15 protein-coding genes are annotated in these 18,034 nt (G+C 71.6%); 4 read left to right on the plus strand and 11 right to left on the minus strand.

Annotation, left to right across the window (positions count from 1 at the left end; genetic code table 11):
• Window positions 1-116: 116 nt before the first annotated feature.
• Together eutC and ACFWXQ_RS46505 are read right to left on the minus strand one after the other, a co-directional pair.
• On the minus strand, window positions 117-896 hold the full coding sequence (gene eutC, locus ACFWXQ_RS46500; RefSeq protein ID WP_383951910.1) for an ethanolamine ammonia-lyase subunit EutC: 780 nt from the start codon (window positions 894-896) through the stop codon (window positions 117-119).
• Window positions 897-931: 35 nt separating this feature from the next.
• The gene (locus ACFWXQ_RS46505; RefSeq protein WP_383951904.1) at window positions 932-2,326 is read right to left on the minus strand and encodes an ethanolamine ammonia-lyase subunit EutB; all 1,395 of its coding nucleotides are present in this window, start codon (window positions 2,324-2,326) and stop codon (window positions 932-934) included.
• Between the two features lie 263 nt (window positions 2,327-2,589).
• Between ACFWXQ_RS46505 and ACFWXQ_RS46510 the strand changes: the two genes are divergently transcribed.
• Window positions 2,590-4,101: an APC family permease gene (locus tag ACFWXQ_RS46510; protein WP_383951902.1), complete on the plus strand. Its 1,512-nt coding sequence runs from the start codon at window positions 2,590-2,592 to the stop codon at window positions 4,099-4,101.
• A 99-nt stretch (window positions 4,102-4,200) separates the two neighbouring features.
• Here the strand turns inward: ACFWXQ_RS46510 and ACFWXQ_RS46515 are convergent, their stop codons facing one another.
• Window positions 4,201-4,698, minus strand: coding sequence for a GbsR/MarR family transcriptional regulator (locus ACFWXQ_RS46515; protein WP_383951900.1), 498 nt, complete (start codon window positions 4,696-4,698; stop codon window positions 4,201-4,203).
• A gap of 104 nt (window positions 4,699-4,802) precedes the next feature.
• On the opposite strand from ACFWXQ_RS46515, the gene ACFWXQ_RS46520 reads away from it, so the two are divergent.
• Both ACFWXQ_RS46520 and ACFWXQ_RS46525 read left to right on the plus strand, forming a co-directional pair.
• On the plus strand, window positions 4,803-5,711 hold the full coding sequence (locus ACFWXQ_RS46520) for an ATP-binding cassette domain-containing protein (RefSeq protein ID WP_383951898.1): 909 nt from the start codon (window positions 4,803-4,805) through the stop codon (window positions 5,709-5,711).
• Window positions 5,708-7,327: an ABC transporter permease gene (locus tag ACFWXQ_RS46525; RefSeq protein ID WP_383951896.1), complete on the plus strand. Its 1,620-nt coding sequence runs from the start codon at window positions 5,708-5,710 to the stop codon at window positions 7,325-7,327. The genes ACFWXQ_RS46520 and ACFWXQ_RS46525 overlap by 4 nt, the downstream gene beginning before the upstream one ends.
• Before the next feature lie 125 nt (window positions 7,328-7,452).
• On the opposite strand, the gene ACFWXQ_RS46530 is transcribed toward ACFWXQ_RS46525, so the two are convergent.
• The 8 genes from ACFWXQ_RS46530 to ACFWXQ_RS46565 form a co-directional block, all read right to left on the minus strand.
• Window positions 7,453-8,673 carry a cytochrome P450 gene (locus ACFWXQ_RS46530; protein ID WP_383951894.1) on the minus strand — a complete coding sequence of 407 codons (1,221 nt, stop codon included), beginning with the start codon at window positions 8,671-8,673 and terminating at the stop codon, window positions 7,453-7,455.
• A 98-nt stretch (window positions 8,674-8,771) separates the two neighbouring features.
• Window positions 8,772-9,437 (minus strand): response regulator, encoded by a 666-nt coding sequence (locus ACFWXQ_RS46535; protein ID WP_383951892.1) that lies wholly within the window; start codon window positions 9,435-9,437, stop codon window positions 8,772-8,774.
• Entirely contained in the window at window positions 9,434-10,783 is a 1,350-nt protein-coding gene (locus tag ACFWXQ_RS46540) for a sensor histidine kinase (protein ID WP_383951890.1), read from the minus strand. The genes ACFWXQ_RS46535 and ACFWXQ_RS46540 overlap by 4 nt, the downstream gene beginning before the upstream one ends.
• A 131-nt stretch (window positions 10,784-10,914) precedes the next feature.
• Window positions 10,915-11,589, minus strand: coding sequence for a response regulator (locus tag ACFWXQ_RS46545; protein WP_383951887.1), 675 nt, complete (start codon window positions 11,587-11,589; stop codon window positions 10,915-10,917).
• Entirely contained in the window at window positions 11,586-12,872 is a 1,287-nt protein-coding gene (locus tag ACFWXQ_RS46550) for a sensor histidine kinase (RefSeq protein ID WP_383951908.1), read from the minus strand. The genes ACFWXQ_RS46545 and ACFWXQ_RS46550 overlap by 4 nt, the downstream gene beginning before the upstream one ends.
• Window positions 12,873-13,155: 283 nt before the next feature.
• Window positions 13,156-14,373: an acyltransferase gene (locus ACFWXQ_RS46555; protein WP_383951885.1), complete on the minus strand. Its 1,218-nt coding sequence runs from the start codon at window positions 14,371-14,373 to the stop codon at window positions 13,156-13,158.
• The gene (locus ACFWXQ_RS46560; RefSeq protein ID WP_383951906.1) at window positions 14,366-15,292 is read right to left on the minus strand and encodes an alpha/beta hydrolase; all 927 of its coding nucleotides are present in this window, start codon (window positions 15,290-15,292) and stop codon (window positions 14,366-14,368) included. The genes ACFWXQ_RS46555 and ACFWXQ_RS46560 overlap by 8 nt, the downstream gene beginning before the upstream one ends.
• Window positions 15,293-16,107: 815 nt before the next feature.
• On the minus strand, window positions 16,108-16,974 hold the full coding sequence (locus ACFWXQ_RS46565) for an alpha/beta hydrolase (RefSeq protein WP_383951883.1): 867 nt from the start codon (window positions 16,972-16,974) through the stop codon (window positions 16,108-16,110).
• A gap of 247 nt (window positions 16,975-17,221) precedes the next feature.
• Between ACFWXQ_RS46565 and ACFWXQ_RS46570 the strand changes: the two genes are divergently transcribed.
• Complete coding sequence (locus ACFWXQ_RS46570) at window positions 17,222-17,830, plus strand: TetR/AcrR family transcriptional regulator (RefSeq protein ID WP_383951881.1); 609 nt, start codon at window positions 17,222-17,224, stop codon at window positions 17,828-17,830.
• Window positions 17,831-18,034: the final 204 nt, after the last annotated feature.

Here is an 18,034-nt window from a genome sequence, read left to right on the forward strand (position 1 = left end):
GTCCCCGCGCCCCTTTTGGGGGCGCGGGGAACTGCGCAATCTTTTGGGGGTTCGGGGGCGAAGCCCCTGAGTAAGGGACGGGAATGGGTAGGGGCGGCGGGGGCGAAAAAAGGCCCCTACCCCACCGCCAACCGCCCCACCCCGTCATCCAAGTCGTCCTTCAAGGACACCCCCGTCCGCCCCAGTTCCCGCGCCCGGGTCATCAGGGACGTCAGCTTGGCGGCAGCCGCGTCGTAGGACAGGCCAAGGGGAGGCCGGATGTTGGAGAGGCAGTTGCGGTCGGCGTCCGTGGTGCGGCCGGGGCGAGGCCCGTACGTGAGGTACGCGCCCAGGGAGTCCGCCGCCGACATCCCGGGCCGCTCGCCGACAAGGACGACGACCATGGCGGCACCCACCGCGTGGGCGACATCGTCACCGAGCGCCACCCGGGCCTGCTCGGCAAGGACGACCGGCGCCACCCGCCACCCGGCGGGCAGCCGTGAAGTCGTCGCGCGGATCACCGGCGCCGCGTGCTCATGGACGGCCCGGCTCGACAGCCCGTCCGCGACCACGAAGACAACGTCCCAGGCGCCGCAGGTATCGCGCGGAAGGTGCGCCCGGTCCACGGCGTCCAGCCTGCGGCCCAGGTCCGGGCGCTGCAGGTACGTCAACCGGTCGGGAGCCGCACTCCGGACCCGTACCGTCGGCACACCCGGCAGCGCGGACGCCACCACGTCCGGGTCGAACGGCGAGTGCACCGCGTCCCGCGCCGCCGCGTGCGCGGCCTGGAGTTCGAGGCGGTGGCGCGTCGGCAGGGCGGAGCCGGCGCGGCCCAGCCCGATCCGCGCCTGGGTGTGCCGCCGCAGCCCCGCCCACAGCGCGGCGTCCGACGGCTCGGGAGCCGCCGCCCCGTCCATCAATGCCCTTACAAGCAACGCCAGTTGACGGTCCGTCATGCTGCCAGCTCCTTGCCGATGGCCATCAGGGGGTGGGCGGTGCCGGCGACGGGCCGTATTCCGCCTCGTTCGTCCAGGAGGCCGATGCCGTCCAGCCATGCCTCGAACTCCGGTGCCGGGCGCAGCCCCAGGACCTCGCGCAGGTACAACACGTCGTGGAAGGAGGCGGATTGGTAGTTGAGCATGATGTCGTCGCCGCCGGGCGTGCAGATGACGAAGGACGCCCCGGCCACGCCCAGCATGGTCAGCATGGTGGCGATGTCGTCGTCGTCCGCGTCGGCGTGGTTCGTGTAGCAGATGTCCAGGCCCATGGGCAGGCCGAGCAGCTTGCCGCAGAAGTGGTCCTCCAGGGCGGCGCGGAGGATCTGGCGGCCGTCGTACAGGTACTCCGGGCCGATGAAGCCCACCACCGTGTTGACAAGGAGCGGCTCGTAGCGGCGGGCCACCGCGTACGCGCGTGCCTCGACCGTCTGCTGGTCGACGCCGTGGTGCGCGTCGGCCGAGAGCGCGCTGCCCTGGCCGGTCTCGAAGTAGAGGGCGTTGGACCCGACCGTGCCACGGCCGAGGGCGCGGGCCGCCTCGTACGCCTCGTCGAGGAGGCCGAGGGTGACGCCGAAGGACGCGTTCGCGGCCTGCGTACCGGCGATGGACTGGAAGACGAGGTCGACGGGTGCCCCGGCGGCCATCAGGTCGATGCTCGTCGTGACGTGGCTGAGCACACAGGACTGGGTGGGGATCGCGTACCGCCGGATCACGCCGTCGAGGAGTTCCAGCAGGTCGCGTACGGCCTTGGGGCTGTCCGTCGCCGGGTTGATGCCGATGACCGCGTCGCCGGAGCCGAGGAGGAGTCCGTCGAGGAGCGCCGCGGCGACGCCCGCCGGGTCGTCGGTGGGGTGGTTGGGCTGGAGGCGGGTCGCGAGGCGGCCGGGCAGGCCGATCGTGGAGCGGAAGGCCGTGACGACCCGGACCTTGCGGGCGACCGCGACCAGGTCGGCGTTGCCCATGAGCTTGGAGACGGCCGCCGTCATCTCCGGGGTCAGACCGGGCGCCAGCGCGGCCAGGGCGCTCGCGTCCGCCGCGTCCGAGAGCAGCCACTCCCGGAACTCCCCGACCGTGAGACCGGCGACCGGTGCGAAGGCCACCGCGTCATGGGTGTCCACGATGAGCCGGGTGACGTCGTCGTCCTCGTACGGGATCACCGGCTCGGCGAGGAACTGTGCGAGCGGCACGTCCGCCAGCGCCCAGCGGGCCGCGACCCGCGCCTGCGCCGACTCGGCGGCGAGCCCGGCGAGTCGGTCGCCGGAGCGTTCGGGGCTCGCGGCGGCGAGCAGCCGGGCGAGGCCGTCGAAGCGGTGGGTGCGGCCGCCGAGGGTCGATGTGTACGTGCTCATGCCGGGGACGGTACGAAGCGCGGGCGTACGGGGTCCATGGCCGGGCGGAGAGTTAACGCAGACGTTCGCTGCCGCGGCGATCCACAGGCGTTCTAAAGGTCTGGTTGACAAATATTTAACGCCCGGACCGGCGACACGACTCATTTTCCGTGCAGCATTCCGGTCGACCGAGGACGAGCGCGGGGACAAGCGCGAGGACATGCGCGAACCCGGGCACGAAGATGAGCGGGCGACCGCGGACGACCATGGAGAGGGGCCACCCGATGGCAGTACAGGAGGGCGCAGCCCCCGAGGCGGCGACCGGCGAGGACGCCACCGTCCACCGGCTGAAGCCGAACGCGATCGGCCTGCTGGGCGTGGTCTTCATGGCCGTCGCCACGGCCGCGCCGATCACCGCGATGACGGGCAATGTGCCCTTCATGGTCTCCTCCGGAAACGGCATCGGAGCCCCCGCGAGCTATCTCGTCGCAATGGTCGTCCTGGCGATCTTTGCGGTCGGCTTCACCTCGATGGCGAAGCACATCACGTCCACGGGTGCCTTCTACGGCTTCATCTCGTTCGGCCTCGGCCGGACCGTCGGCCTCGCCTCCGGACTCCTCGCGACCTTCGCGTACGTGGTCTTCGAGCCGGCCCTGATCGGTATCTTCTCGACCTTCGCCACGACGACCCTGCACGACCAGACGGGGGTGGACGTCCCGTGGTGGGCGTTCGCGATCCTGATGCTCGCGATCAACGCGACGGGCACGTGGTTCGGGGTGTCGGTCGCCGAGAAGCTGCTCGTGGTGCTGCTGGCCACCGAGGTCACGATCCTCGCGGCGATGGCGATCTCCGTCGCACTGCACGGCGGCGGCCCGGACGGCTTCACGTTCGGCCCGGTCAACCCGGTCAACGCCTTCCAGGGGACCTCGGCCGGACTCGGACTCTTCTTCGCCTTCTGGTCGTGGGTCGGCTTCGAGTCGACGGCCATGTACGGCGAGGAGTCCCGCGACCCGAAGAAGATCATCCCCAAGGCCACGATGATCTCGGTGCTCGGCGTCGGTGTCTTCTACGTCTTCGTGTCCTGGATGGCCATCACGGGCAACGGCGAGACGGCGGCCGTCGAGGCCGCCTCGTCCGCCAACCCACTCGCGCTCTTCTTCAACCCCACCGAGCAGTACCTCGGCCACTGGGCCGTCATCGTCATGCAGTGGCTGATGATCACCGGCTCGCTGGCCTGCGGCATGGCCTTCCACAACTGCGCCGCCCGCTATCTCTACGCCCTCGGCCGCGAAGGGGTGCTGCCGTCACTGCAGCGCACGATCGGGCGCACCCACCCCGAGCACGGTTCCCCGCATGTCGCGGGGCTCGTCCAGACGGTCGTCAGCGCGGTGCTGCTCGGCGCGTTCTGGGCGGCCGGCAAGGACCCGTACACCGGTACGTACGTCCTGCTCGCCATCCTCGGCACGATGGCCATCCTGGTGGTGCAGGCGGTGTGTTCGTTCGCGGTGCTTGCGTACTTCCGCAAGAACCACCCCGAGTCCCGGCACTGGTTCAGGACCTTCACCGCCCCGCTCGTCGGCGGCCTCGCGATGCTCGCGGTGGTGGTCCTGCTGGTGTCCAACATGGGCGTCGCGGCCGGCCCCGAGTCCGGCTCGATCGTCCTGAAGGCCACCCCATGGATCGTCGCGCTGATCGGCGTGGGCGGAGTGGCGTACGCGCAGTATCTGAAGAGGCGACGGCCGGAGGGGTACGCGCTGCTGGGGCGGACGGTTCTGGAGGAGACGAAGGAGCGGTAGCCGCAGGGGAGTCGGCGGTGGTGGATCTTCGGCCGGGGGCTGCGTGTCGGCCCCCGGCCGAGACGTTGATCCCGGGCGAACGTCAGCCCTGGCCGGACGTCAGCCTTGGCCGAACGTCTTGTCGCGGTGTTCCCGCCACCGCTCCATCAGCTTCCCTATCTCGCCCTCCAGATACTCGAAGAAGGCGAGCGTCTCGGCGATCCGCTGCCCGCCCGGGGTCGCGACGCCGAGGCTGTCGACGCCGTCGCGCAGGGTGTGTCCCCAGCGCTTGAGGACCGCGTCCCGGTTGGTCAGCGCCTCGTACCACTGGTCGCTGTGCACGCGGTACCGCTCGCGCCGCGAGCCCGGTTCACGCTCGCGCGAGACCATGTGCACCTGCGCGAGATAGCGCACCGCCCCCGAGACGGCGGCCGGGCTGACCTGGAGCTGTTCGCCGAGTTCGGCGGAGGTCATGGTGCCGGAGTCGGACGCGAGCAGCGCGGCGAACACCCGGGCCGCCATCCGCTGCATGCCCGCCTCGACGAGCTGGGCCGCGAAGGCCTCCACGAACTTCGACACCGCCTCCGGGTCCCGCCCCGCCGCACTCGGCTCCGTCATCGTTCGATCATCTCCCCTGCTCGCGCGCTGACCCCCGAGTGTATCGGTCCTTTTTACGTTTCCTTAACTTCACAAATTTGTGAAAGAAGTGTACGTTCTGAACCATGACGAAGGCAATCACCGTCTCCGGACTGCACAAGTCGTTCGGCAGCACGCACGCCCTGGACGGTCTCGACCTCGCCGTCGAGACCGGCGAGGTCCACGGCTTCCTCGGCCCGAACGGCTCCGGGAAGTCCACCACCATCCGCGTCCTGCTGGGCCTGCTGCGCGCCGACTCCGGCGCCGCCCAGCTGCTGGGCGGGGACCCGTGGACCGACGCGGTCGAACTGCACCGCCGGATCGCGTACGTCCCCGGCGACGTGACCCTCTGGCGCAACCTCTCCGGCGGCGAGGTCATCGACCTGTACGGCCGTCTGCGCGGGGGACTCGACAAAGCGCGCCGGGCGGACCTGGTCGAGCGGTTCGAACTCGACCCGACCAAGAAGGGGCGTACGTACTCCAAGGGCAACCGGCAGAAGGTCGCCCTCGTCGCCGCCTTCGCCTCGGACGTCGACCTGCTGATCCTGGACGAGCCGACCTCGGGCCTCGACCCGCTCATGGAGGAGGTCTTCCAGTCCTGCGTCGAGGAGGAACGCGACCGGGGCCGCACCATCCTTCTCTCCTCGCACATCCTCAGCGAGGTGGAGGAGTTGTGCGACCGCGTCAGCATCATCCGCAAGGGCCGGACCGTGGAGAGCGGCTCGCTCACCCAGCTGCGCCATCTGACCCGTACGAGCGTCACCGCCGAACTCGCGGGCCCGCCCAACGGGTTGGCCGCCCTGCCCGGCGTCCATGACCTCGACATCCAGGGCAGCAGGGTCAAACTCCAGGTGGAGAGCGACAAGCTGAACGCCGTACTGCGCTCACTCACCGAGTCCGGCGTACGGTCCCTGACCTCGATGCCGCCGACCCTGGAGGAGCTGTTCCTGCGGCACTACCAGGACGACGCGCGGGCGGAGGCGGTGTCGCGATGACCGCCGTGGCTTCGGGCGCGCGCTTCACCGTACGGTCCGGTGGATCGCGTCAACTGGCCGGTACGTGGACCCTGCTGAGGCTCGCACTGCGCCGCGACCGGCTGATGATCCCGCAGTGGGTCGCGGTGATCGGGCTGATGGTGGTCTCCCTGCCCGGCTCGCTGGAGAGCGTCTACTCCACGGCCGCCGAACGTGCCGACGTGGCCCGCCAGATGCTGACCAACAGCTCCCTGCGAGCCATGTACGGGCCGGTGTTCAGCGACTCGCTCGGTGGCCTCGTGGCGTGGCGCATCGGGGCGTACGCGGGGGTGTTCGCCGGGATCATGAGCCTGCTCATCGTCGTGCGGCACACCCGGGACGAGGAGGAGAGCGGCCGCCAGGAGATGGTCTCGGCGGGGATGGTGGGCCGTCGCGCCCCGCTGACCGCAGCGCTCCTCGCCGCCCTCGTCGCGAACGCGGCCCTCGCGCTGATCATCACGGGCGGCCTCGCGGGACAGGGCTCCTCGGGCGCGCTGGCGCTCGGGCTGGGCACGGCCGGGGTCGGGATGGTCTTCGCGACGATGGCGGCGATCGTCGCCCAGCTCACGGAGAGCGCACGGCTCGCGAAGGGGCTGACGGGCGGGCTGCTGGGCGCGGCGTTCGTGCTGCGGGCGGCCGGCGACTCGTCGGTGAGCGACGGCTCGTCGGTACTGACCTGGCTGTCCCCCGTCGGCTGGCTGGAGAACCTGCGGTCCTTCGCCGGCGAACGGTGGTGGGTGCTGCTCCTCTTCGTCGCCGCCGTGGCAGTCCAGGGCCTGATCGCGTACGACCTGACCGGCCGCCGTGACGTCGGCATGAGCTTCCTGCCGACCCGGCCGGGACCCGCGGCCGGCCGCCTCGGTACGGCGGGCTCGCTGGCCTGGCGGCTGCAGCGCGGCAGCGTGCTCGGCTGGAGCCTCGGCTTCCTCGCCGCCGGGGCCGCCTTCGGCGGGATCACCACAGGTGCCACGGACCTGGTCGGCGACAACGAACGCACCCGCGAGATCATCGAGCGCATGGGCGGCCAGTCCGGGATCACGGACGCGTTCCTCGCCACGATGGTCGGCATGCTCGGGATGATCGCCGCGCTGTATGTCGTCCAGTCCGTGCTGCGGCTGCACGCCGAGGAGACCTCCCAGCGTGCGGAACCCGTCCTCGCGAACGCCGTGGGCCGCCTGCGCTGGGCCTCCGGCCACCTGCTGATCGCCTTCGGCGGGGCCGTGCTGATCATGCTGGTCGGCGGCCTGGGTCTGGCCCTCGGCTACGGCCAGGACCTCCCCACCATCCTGGGCGCCTGCCTGGTCCAACTCCCCGCGATCTGGACCATCGGCGGCCTGGCGGTCCTCCTCCATGGAGTGTCGACGCGGGTGGCTCCGGCCGCGTGGGGTGTGGCGGGCGCGGTCCTCCTCCTGGGCTGGATCGGCCCGGCCCTCGAACTCCCGGACACCGTCCTGGACCTCTCCCCCTTCGGCCACCTCCCGAAGCTCCCGGGCGGGGACATGACGTGGACACCGGTACTGGTCCTTACGGGGATCGCGGTGGTTCTGGTGGGGGTGGGATTGGCTGCGCTTCGGCGCCGGGACCTGACCACGGGTTGACGCGGTGGTTGGCTGCGGGTGGGTGGGGGCTGGTCGCGCAGTTCCCCGCGCCCCTAAAAGACTGCGCCGTTCCCCGCGCCCCCAAAGACTGCACCCCCGCACCCCTGAGGGAGGCACGGGCCCCGTCACACCTCGACAAGCAGTCCCTCCAACCCCCGAATCACAAAGTTCGGCTTCCGCTCGGGCTCGGCAGCGAGCCTGAGCGCAGGAGCCTGGTCCAGCAACGCCCCCATGGACGCGGCCAGTTCGAGCCGGGCGAGCGGCGCCCCGATGCAGTAGTGGATCCCCGCGCTGAAGGAGATGTGGGGATTCTCCGGCCGGGACAGATCCAGCGCCTCCGGCTCGGCGAACACCGCCGGGTCATGGTTGGCGGAGCCGAACAGCAACGCCACCTCGCTCCCCCGCGGAATCACCGTCCCGTCCACTTCGATCTCGTCGAGCACCCACCGCTCGAACAGCTGCAACGGCGTGTCGTACCGCATCAGCTCCTCCACCGCCGTACCCACCAGACCCCGGTCCGCCCGGAGCGCCGCCAGCTGGTCGGGGTTCCGGAACAGCGCCCACCACCCGTTCACCGTGGCGTTCACCGTCGCCTCGTGGCCCGCGTTCAGCAGGAGCACGCACGTCGAGATCATCTCCTGCTCACTGAGCCGGTCCCCCTCGTCGTACGCCGCGATCAGACCCGAGACCAGGTCGTCCCCCGGCTCCTTGCGCCGGACCGCGATCAGCTCCCGCAGGAACTCGGTGAACTCGACCGACGCCCGCACCGCCTTCCCCGCCGTCTCCTCCGACGGGTTCAGCTCGTACATCCCGCAGATGTCCGCCGACCAGGGCCGCAACTGCGCCCGCTCGCACTCCGGGATCCCCAGCATCTCCGCGATGACCGCCACCGGGAGGGGTTCGGCGACGACCGTCAGCAGGTCACCGCCGCCGGCCGCGACCAGTTCGCCGACCAGCTCTGACGCCAGCCGGTCCACGTACGGCCGCAGCCGCTCGACCGTCCGCGGGGTGAACGCCTTCGACACCAGCCGCCGGATCCGGGTGTGGTCCGGGGGCTCCAGGTCGAGCATCCCGTGGTCGTTCAGCACGTGGAACGGCTCGTGCTCGGCCGGCGGGGCCGTACGCCCGAAGTCCTCGTGCGTGAACCGGTGCTGGTACGTCCGGCCCAGGCGCCGGTCCCTGAGCAGCGCCGACACGTCCGCGTGGTGCGGGACCAGCCACTGGTTGGTGGGCTCGTAGTAGTGGACCCGGCCCTGGGCACGCAGTTCGGCGTACGCCGGGTAGGGGTTGGCCAGGAAGGCCTGGTCCCAGGGGTCGAAGGTCGGCGGGGTCTTGGTAGCTGCCATGAACGGACGCTAGCCGGAGGTGTCCCTGTCTGACCAGGGGCGTCCCTCTTCCCCCGCGTCGGAGCCGCATGTGTCACGGCCCCGCGCCCCAAAAAGAATCAGCCCGGGGTCACCAAGCGCGCCTCGTAGGCGAATACCGCTGCCTGGGTGCGGTCCCGCAGGCCCAGTTTGACCAGGATGCGGCTCACGTGGGTCTTGATGGTGGACTCGGCCACCACCAGGCGGGCGGCTATCTCGGCGTTGGAAAGGCCCTGGGCTATGAGGACCAGGACCTCCGTCTCTCGCTCTGTCAGGTCTCCGTAGGCCGCCTGGGCGGTGGGCGACAGGCGGGGCTCCTCGGCCAGCTTCGAGAACTCCGTGATCAGCCGCTTCGTCACCGAGGGCGCCAGCAGTGCCTCGCCGGCCGCTACCACGCGCACCCCGTCCGCGAGCTGCCGGGCGGAGGCGTCCTTCAGGAGGAAGCCGGACGCTCCGGCGCGCAGCGCCTGATACACGTACTCGTCGAGGTCGAACGTCGTCAGGACGAGCACCTTCGACGCGCCGTTCGCCGCCACGATCTCGCGGGTTGCCTCTATGCCGTTCATCTCGGGCATCCGGATGTCCATCAGGACGACGTCCGGCCTCAGCTCCCGGACCCGGTCCACGGCCTCGCGGCCGTTGACCGCCTCGCCGACGACCTCGATGTCCGGCATCGCGCCGAGCAGCACCGAGAAGCCCTCGCGGACCATCATCTGGTCGTCGGCGATCAGTACGCGGATGGTCATGCGGAGTCCTCCGTCGGTGCGGTCGCCGGGACGGGGAGGAAGACCGTGACCTCGTAGCCCCCGTCGTCCGTCGTCGCCGCCGTCATCTCCCCGTCCAGCATCGACACTCTCTCCCTCATGCCCGTGATGCCGTGCCCGGCGCCCGGTGAGGGCTTGACCAGGCCGGTCGCAGGACCGTTCACGATGCGCAGTCCGAGGCCGCCGAGCACATAGCCGATCTCCACCTTGGCCGCGGCGCCCGGCGCGTGCCGCAGGCTGTTGCTCAGCGCCTCCTGGACTATTCGGTACGCGGACAACTCGACGCCCTGCGGGAGCTCGCGCACCGCCCCGGTGACCGTCTTGTCCACGGCCAGTCCCGCGCCCCGCACGTTCTCCAGGAGCCGGTCCAGGTCCGCGAGTGTGGGCTGCGGGGCGTCCGGGGCCTCGTAGTCCTCGGCCCGTACGACACCGAGGACCCGGCGCAGCTCGGAGAGGGCTATGACCGCGTTCTCCCTGATCACCGCGAAGGCGTACTCCAGCTCCGGCGGTGGATTCTCCACGCGGTAGGGGGCCGCCTCCGCCTGGATCGCGACCACCGACATGTGGTGGGCGACCACGTCGTGCAGCTCGCGGGCGATCGTCGTGCGCTCCTCGAGAAGGGTGCGCTTGGAACGCTCGTGCGCCGTCACCGTCTGCTGAGCGGTCACCTCCTGCTTGGCCGTGCTGCGCACCTGGAACACGGTGACGGCCAGCAGGGCCATGGCGGAGACGACCAGCAGCGGTGCGGTGTTCGACGCGTAGTGCCCGCCGCCCAGTATGGTCTCGACGAATATTCCGTAGGTCGCGGTCAGCGCCCACATCCACGCGGCCGTGCGTGGCCTCGTCCGCAGCGCCACGACCGTCAGCACCACCAGATGGCAGGCGAAGCTGCCGGTCGGCCACGGCCAGTCGCTCCAGAAGTCGGCGAACACCGCCGTGACCGGGGTCGCCGCCAGCGACATCCAGAAGGCGCCGACAGGCCGGACCAGGGTGAGCAGGATCGGGCACAGCACGAGGGCCGCGGTCAACAGCTCTTCGAGCCCGCTGTCCGAGCCGTCCGCCATGGCGGCGATGGACATCGACAGCAGTCCGGCCGCCACCACCAGGACATGCGGCGTCCAGCCCGCGTACTCCCGCAGCCGCTGGGGCAGCAGCCTGGTCAGCGGGCCGTCCACGCGCATGCGGGGCAGCGGGCGATAGGCGAAGGCATCATGGATCAGGTCCTGCCGCAGGCCGCGCAGGGCGTCCAGGGCCAGCCGGAACTCCGGGCTGCGCGGCTGGGCCCCGCCGCCCGCCGGCGTCGTCTGCGTCTGGGTCGTCTCGGTCACATAAAGAACGGTAGGCGGAGACCGGTGCAGCGGTCGTCACCAGTGAGAAGGGTCATTCAGCCTCCCTCTCAGGTACTACGGGTACGACCGGGTGTCCTCGGGGCCGGCGCCGCCCGTGGCCGCCGGGGCGCTCAGTAGCCACTGGGACGCACCAGCCCGCACTCGTACGCGAACACCGCGGCCTGGGTGCGGTCCCGCAGGCCCAGCTTCACGAGGATGCGGCCCACGTGGGTCTTCACGGTCTGCTCGGCGACGAAGAGCCGCTCGGCGATCTCCGCGTTCGACAGGCCCTGCGCGATGAGGGCGAGGACCTCCGTCTCGCGCTCGGTCAGCTCGCCGACGCGCTGCTTGAGCGGGGCGCGGGGCGTGGAGTCCAGCCGGGAGAACTCCGCGATGAGGCGACGGGTGATGCCGGGCGCGAGCAGCGCGTCGCCGGCGGCCACCACCCGGACCGCCTCGGCGAGCTGGTCGGCGGACGCGTCCTTCAGCAGAAAGCCGGAGGCACCTGCGCGCAGCGCCTCGTACACGTACTCGTCGAGGTCGAAGGTGGTCAGCACCAGGACTCTGATCTGCGGGGTCTCTTCGGTGATGCGGCGGGTGGCCTCGATGCCGCCGAGTTCGGGCATGCGGATGTCCATCAGGACGACGTCCGGGGCGAGTTCGGCGACCTTCGCGATGGCGTCCAGACCGTCGACCGCCTGGCCGACCACGTCGATGTCGGGCTGGGTGTTGAGCAGCACCGTGAAGCCCTGCCTGACCATCTGCTGGTCGTCGGCGATGAGTACGCGGATGCTGCCGCTCGTCATGAAGTGTCTCCTGTGGGGTCCGGCGGGCCCTTGGGGCCGGTCGAGTTGTCGGGACGGGGAGTGCGGGAGGCGGTGGCCGCCGAACGCGGCAGGAACGCGGCCACGGTGAAACCGCCGCAGGCCGTCTCCATGGCCATGAGCGTCCCACCGAGCATCATCGCCCGCTCCCGCATCCCGAGCAGACCGTGTCCGGCGCCCGGCGACGGCGGGGCGGGGCGGCTCGGCGAGGAGTTGACGACCCGGATCTGCAGGCCGCGCGGGAAGTGCGTCAGCTCCACCCGCACCACGGAACCAGGCGCGTGCCGCAGCGCGTTGCTCAGCGCCTCCTGGACGATCCGGTACGCGGACAGCTCCACGCCCGGCGGCAACGGGAGCTGCTCGCCGGTGATCTCCGTGGTCACCGTCAGCCCGGCGGCGCGGGTGTTCTCGACGAGCGCGTCGAGGCGGTCGAGGGTGGGCTGGGGAGCGTCGGGCGCGGCACCGGTGCCTGCGCCGAGGCCGTACGCGTCCTCGGGGTTCTCCGAGCGCAGCACGCCGAGGACCCTGCGCAGCTCGGTGAGCGCCTCCAACGCGTTCTGCCGGATGCCGTCGAGGTTCTCCTTCAGCTCGTCGGAGGGGCTGTCCACGAGGTGCGGGGCCACTTGGGCCTGGATGGAGATGACCGACATGTGGTGGGCGACCACGTCGTGCAGCTCGCGGGCGATGCGGTTGCGCTCCTCCAGCAGGGTGCGGCGGGAACGCTCCTCCGCCGTCAGGTACTCCTGCTCGACCAGCTGGGTTCGCGCCTCGCGGCTGCCGCGCAGAGCGGTGCCGAGGAGGACGGCGACGGCGAACACGGAGACGGCCAGCACGCCCGTCCCCGAGTACGGACCGCCGCCCAGGACGCCTTGCACGAAGGCCGTGACCAGCCCGGTCACCGCCAGCACCGCGAGGGCCACGCGGGCGGGCATCCGCAGGGCGAGCAGGAAGAGGATGAGGGCGTGCACGACGGTCGTGGGCCCGATCCACGGCCAGTTGGGGCCCGGGGGCACCATGTCCGTCATGTTCGACCGCGCGGCCACGGCGGCGATGAACGCCGCGGACAGCGACAGCCACCACGCCGGAAAGGGCCGCCACAGGGCGAGTACGAGCGCCACGCCCTGCGCCGCCCCCGCCAGCAGACCGAACTCGATGCCCAGCCGGTAGCTGGTGCTCACCCCGTCGATGCTGCCGATTGCGGCGGCGACAGCGATCAGGCAGATCACGACATGTGGCAGCCGGCGCAGCCAACGGGGCCGGGACATGGGCGGCAGGGGCGCGCTGCCGGACGAGAGGCCCGCGAGGAGCGCCGACAGGGAGAGGCGGGCGCTACGCACCTGGGCGGGACCGGCCGGACCGGCCGGACCGTTGGGGCTGGCCGGACCGGTGAGGCTGGTCAGGTCGGTTGCGTGCTCGGAGTGAGCGGGCAGAGGCACGGCGGGGCGGACATCCCGGGGCGGGTACGGGGGTGGGGGTGGGGGCGGGAACGGGGCCGAGGTGGTGTCGTCCTCTTTCCGGGCGTCATTGGCGTCGTCCACGCCGTCAACCCTAGGCACGCCGGGCCTCGTTCGCTTCCACGGCGACGCGGTGGGTGCGGACGACGCGTGACGGGCGACGGGTACGACGACCGCGGCCGCGATGCCCCTGCTCGTAGGAACGAAAGGCCGCCCAGCACACGGCCAGGGCGAGGACGAAGACCGGCAGCCAGGCGAGTCGGAACGCCACCCACACGAGGCCGTCCGGGGTGGTGTGCAGGCCGGGGAGCCTGCCCGCGAGGAGGCCCGTCGCGGTGACCGACATCAGCGCCGTCTGGTGCCACAGGAAGATCGTCATCGCGGAGAGGTTGACGAGGGCGACCCAGGCCCAGAGCACCGGTCGGCGCATCGCCCGGCGCAGACGCTCGCGCAGCAGCAGCGCCAGACCGCACTGGGCCAGGCCGAAGGTGACCGCGGCCAGGGTCGGCGGGTTGAGGTTGGAGACCGAGGAGCCGGGGACGCCGACCATGGACGCCGGATAGCCGCCCCACGCGACGAGCCCGGCGGTCACCGCCGCGCCGCCCGCGAGCAGCACCCGGCCCGAACGCCGGGTCAGCTCGCCTCGCGTCCAGGCCGCGCCCAGCGTGTACGGCACGAGCCAGCCCGCCGCCACATTGACCCAGCCCAGCCAGGCCGGGCCGCCGAACCCGAAGCGGATGAGGTCCACATGGAGAACGACGGCCAGCGGCCACAACGGGTTGATCCGGGTCACCAGTGGAGTCACCGCCGTCAGCGCGGCGAAGACCAGCAGGAACCAGAGAGGGGACAGGACCAGCTTCAGCAACGCGTGGACCGTCTTCAGGTCCGCGCCCGTCACGAGCAGGCCGACCGTGGCCACGGTCCACAGCCCGAGGACCGCCGCCACCGGCCGGAAGAGGCGGGACAGGCGCGTACCGAGCCAGCGTCCGTACGTCGTCCCGCGCGACCGGGCCGACGCGTAGCTCTTCGTCGCCACATGCCCGCCCACCAGGAAGAACACGGCGAGCGTCTGGAAGACCCACGAGATCGGCGCCAGCCAGGGCATGTGCGCCAGCGGGCTCGACGTGCGCAGCCTGCCGCCGTCCGCGACCAGGGCCGTGACGAGCCAGTGGCCGAGCACGACGCCGAGTATCGCGAACGCGCGCAGGGCGTCGACGGAACGGTCCCGGCCGGGCGGTGTTGCCGCGTCGATCCGCTCGGCACTGCGGCGCAGTCGGCGTATCACCTCATCCACGTCAGCCACGTCAGCCATGCGTCATCTCCGGTGTCTCGCCGAGCACGATCCGGGCGAGGTTGGCCAGGGACACCGAACCCGGTTTGAGGTAGTCGCTGTGGCCGCCGTCGCCCGCCGCGAAGACACGGGCGCCGAAGGCCGGGGACACGGGGTCGGTGCCGAAGCCGACCGTCGTGCCGAAGAGGTCGGCGCTGGTGTGCGGGACGTCCGCGATCCAGTCGTCTCCGCCGCGGCCGGCCCAGACGCGTGCCTTCGTGTGCATGCCTGCGACTGAATCCACGCCCGTGCCGGGGCTGCCTATGAGCACCAGGTCCGAGATGTCGAGGCCGCCGGCCGCGCGGGCGCCCACGACCGTCCCGTACGAGTGGCACAGCAGGGTGAGCCGGGCGTGCCCGTTCACCTTCCTCAACTTGCCTATGAAATCCCGGAGTTCAGGTGCCGCTTCCTTGGCCAGGCCCGTGGTGAGGACGTCTGGGCTGATCGTGCCGGGCGTGTCGTAGCCGAGCCAGGCGATCACCGCGGCGCGTGGGCCGAGCCGCGAGCCGAGCCGCTGGTGCAGGGCCAGGGCGCCGGCCCGGAAGCGGCCGTATGTGTCCAGGCTCGTGTCGGAGCCGGGCACGAGGACCGCCACGTGGTCGGCCTTCGCCAGGTCGCCGAAGACCTCGGCGGCTCGGCCGGGGCCGCGGGCGTCGAAGGTGAGGAAGTGGCGCGACGGGGCCGCCATGGCACGGACGGCTGCCGCCCGGCTGCGGTCGCCGTGGGCCGCGGCCATGCGCGAGGCCTTGGCGGCGTTCGCGCGGTTCGCCGCGTAGGCGCTGTCCAGCGTGGCGGGGGTCGGCGTGGCGATGTGCGCCGGGGCGGGGGCCGGTATTTCCGGGTGTGCGGCCGCGGCGGAGATCGGGGCGACGACTGCGCCTGTGATCAGGGCGGCGAGCAGGGCGCGGCGGGCGCGGGGCCACCGGGGGCGTTTGCCCGGAGGGCCTGGCTGGTCCGGAGGGCTTGGCCGGTCTGGCTGGCCTGGCTGGTCGGGATGGTCGGGATGGCCCGGTTGATCTGGCTGGTCTGGCTGGCCTGGCTGGCTCGGCTGATCTGGATGGCCCTGCTGGTCTGTTTTAACCGGCCGGTCCGTCCGACTCAGCCGGCCTGCCTGGACCAACCGGTCTGCCTGACTCGGCCGGCCTGCCTGAACCGGTCGGTCTGTCTGGCTCGGCTGGTCTGTTTGGACCGGTCGGCCTGCCTGGCTCGGCTGGTCTGCCTGAACCTGTCGGCCCGATCGCTGCGTCCGTTTCGGTTGCGGTGCGGCCCGTCCCGCGGTCGCCCTCCCCCGTAGCTCCATCCTCGTGCCCCCGTCTCGGTTCGCCCGTCCATCGGGCCCAACTGAGAAGGAAGTTACGGATCTGGGCTCGTGGTCGGCGTCCCACCTGGGAGCTCACCTGCGAGGTAGCTCTCAGGTATTACGGGTATCACCGGGGCGGCTTGGCTCCGCACGGGCACCGGCTCCGCTCCGGCACGGGCGCCTCCCCGGCGTGGGCTCGGAGCCAGCACGGGCCCGGCTCCGGCACGGGGACCGCCCCGGCACGGGCCCGGATCCGGCACAGGCGCCGTCCCGCGAGCTCCGCACCGGGTCCGTTCCGGTACCAGCACCGCACCCATCGATTCACCGACTCTCGCCGACGCGACTGCGGGAGCGTGGGAGCTGAGCGCGCAGTTCCCCGCGCCCCTAGGGGGCGCTCCCAGGGGGCGGGAGTGCCCCTACCAGGCCAGCTGGGCGATCTCCTCCGCCACCACCGCGCACGCGTCCGCCGCCGGGTCGATCAGGGGGAAGTGGCCCACGTCCTCCAGGAGCGTCAGGCCGACCACCTCGCCGGCCTTGGCCGCCGCGTCCGCGTACGCCTCGGCGACCGCCTGCGGTACGACGACGTCCTCGCGGCCCTGGACCAGGGTCGTGGCGATGCCCGTCGGGAGGAGCAGGGCCGGGTCGGCGTACGGCTGGCGTTCGCCGAACTTCGCCTCCCCGCCCAGGAGTTGGCGGGACGCGCCGGAGCAGACGTCCAGCTTCTCCGCGACCGTGAAGTCGGCGATCGGGGCGAGTGCGACGACGCCGCGCAGCGGGGCGGGGCGGTCCGTGCGCCACGGTGCGTCGGCCGGCAGCAGGTGGCGGGCCGCCGCCCAGAGCGCCAGCTGGCCGCCCGCCGAGTGCCCGGTGACCACCATGCGGCGCGCGTCGGCCTGCGGCAGGGCCGCTCGTACGAATCCCGGCATCGCGTCGAGCGCCGCCGCCACGTCGTCGAGCGTGTCCGGCCAGCGGCCCGCGACCGGGACCTGGCCGGCCTGCGCCGGGATGGTGCCGCCGCGCCTGTACTCGACGTTGGCCACGGCGAAGCCCCGTCTGGCCAGGAAGTCCGCGAACGGCGTGATGTGCCGCCGGTCGTACCGTGCCCGCCAGGCGCCGCCGTGCAATACGACGACGAGCGGGGCGCGTTCCTCGCCGCCGCGCGGCGCGTAGAAGTCGACGACCTGGTCGGGGTGATCGCCGTACGCGGTGGTGCTGTCGGGGTCGACGGGCGGATGCGAGAAGGCCGACTCCTCCTCCGCGGCGTCGCGGGCGTCGTCCGGCATGCTCCAACCTCTCAGCGGTGCGGTGTGTGTTCACCTGCGCGGCCCGCCTGTCAACACGCTCCGGCGGGCGGACCGTTGGCGGGACGGTATCAGGCCGGTGACGTGCCTCAACACGCGGCTGTGACCCTCAGTGAGGGGCAAATGGTTCTATTGTTTCGTTACGCTGGTGGTGGACCTCGTGCCTCGACCAAGCGCCTCGGCGAAACGCCTCGGGCGTGGCCGCCGTACGTCCGTGAAGGAGCCCGTCATGTCCGCTGAGCCCGGCACCGTTCGTCCCGGGGGGCGTACCGCGCGGGTGCGGGCCGCCGTGCTGCGGGCCGCCGGGGACGTGCTCGCCGAGCAGGGGTTCGCCCATCTCGATCTGGCGGATGTCGCGCGGCGGGCCGAGGTGGGCAAGACCACGGTGTACCGGCGGTGGGGGAGCGTGACGGGGCTTGTCGCGGATCTGCTTGCCGAGATGGCCGAGGAGTCGTTGCCGCGTACGGAGACGGGGGCTGTGCTCGGTGATCTTCGGGCCAATGCGCGGCTTGTTCGGGGGACGTTGGCCGATCCTCGGCAGGGGGCGTTGTTTCGGGCGGTGATCGCTGCGGCTACGGGGGACGGGCGTACGGCGGACGCGTTGCGGCGGTTCTATGAGGTGCGGGTTGCCGAGTGGGCGCCTTGTGTTGAACAGGGGGTTGTTCGGGGGGAGTTGCCGGTGGGGACGGATGCGGCCGAGGTTGTACGGGCTGTCTCGGCGCCGCTCTATTACACGTTGCTCACGACGGGGGTGGCGCCCGGTGTGGTCGCGGCTGATCGGGCGGCGGAGGCCGCGGTTGCCGCTGCGCGGGCCGGGGTGTTTGTTGTGGGGGCGTGAGTCGGCGGCGGGGCGGCTTGGGCGTTTCTTCGCCCCCGCCGCCCCTACCCATTCCCGTCCCTTTCTGGGGGCTGCGCCCCCAGACCCCCGCATCACGCTGCCGCGCTCGTCCTCAAACGCCGGACGGGCTGGGTGGGTGGGTGGGGGCCAGAGAGGGTGGGTGGGTGGGTGGGTGGGTGGGAAATCGGCCTGAACGTCCTCGTC

Origin of the sequence: Streptomyces sp. NPDC058697, assembly GCF_042715345.1 — a bacterium.
Lineage (GTDB): Bacteria > Actinomycetota > Actinomycetes > Streptomycetales > Streptomycetaceae > Streptomyces > Streptomyces liliifuscus.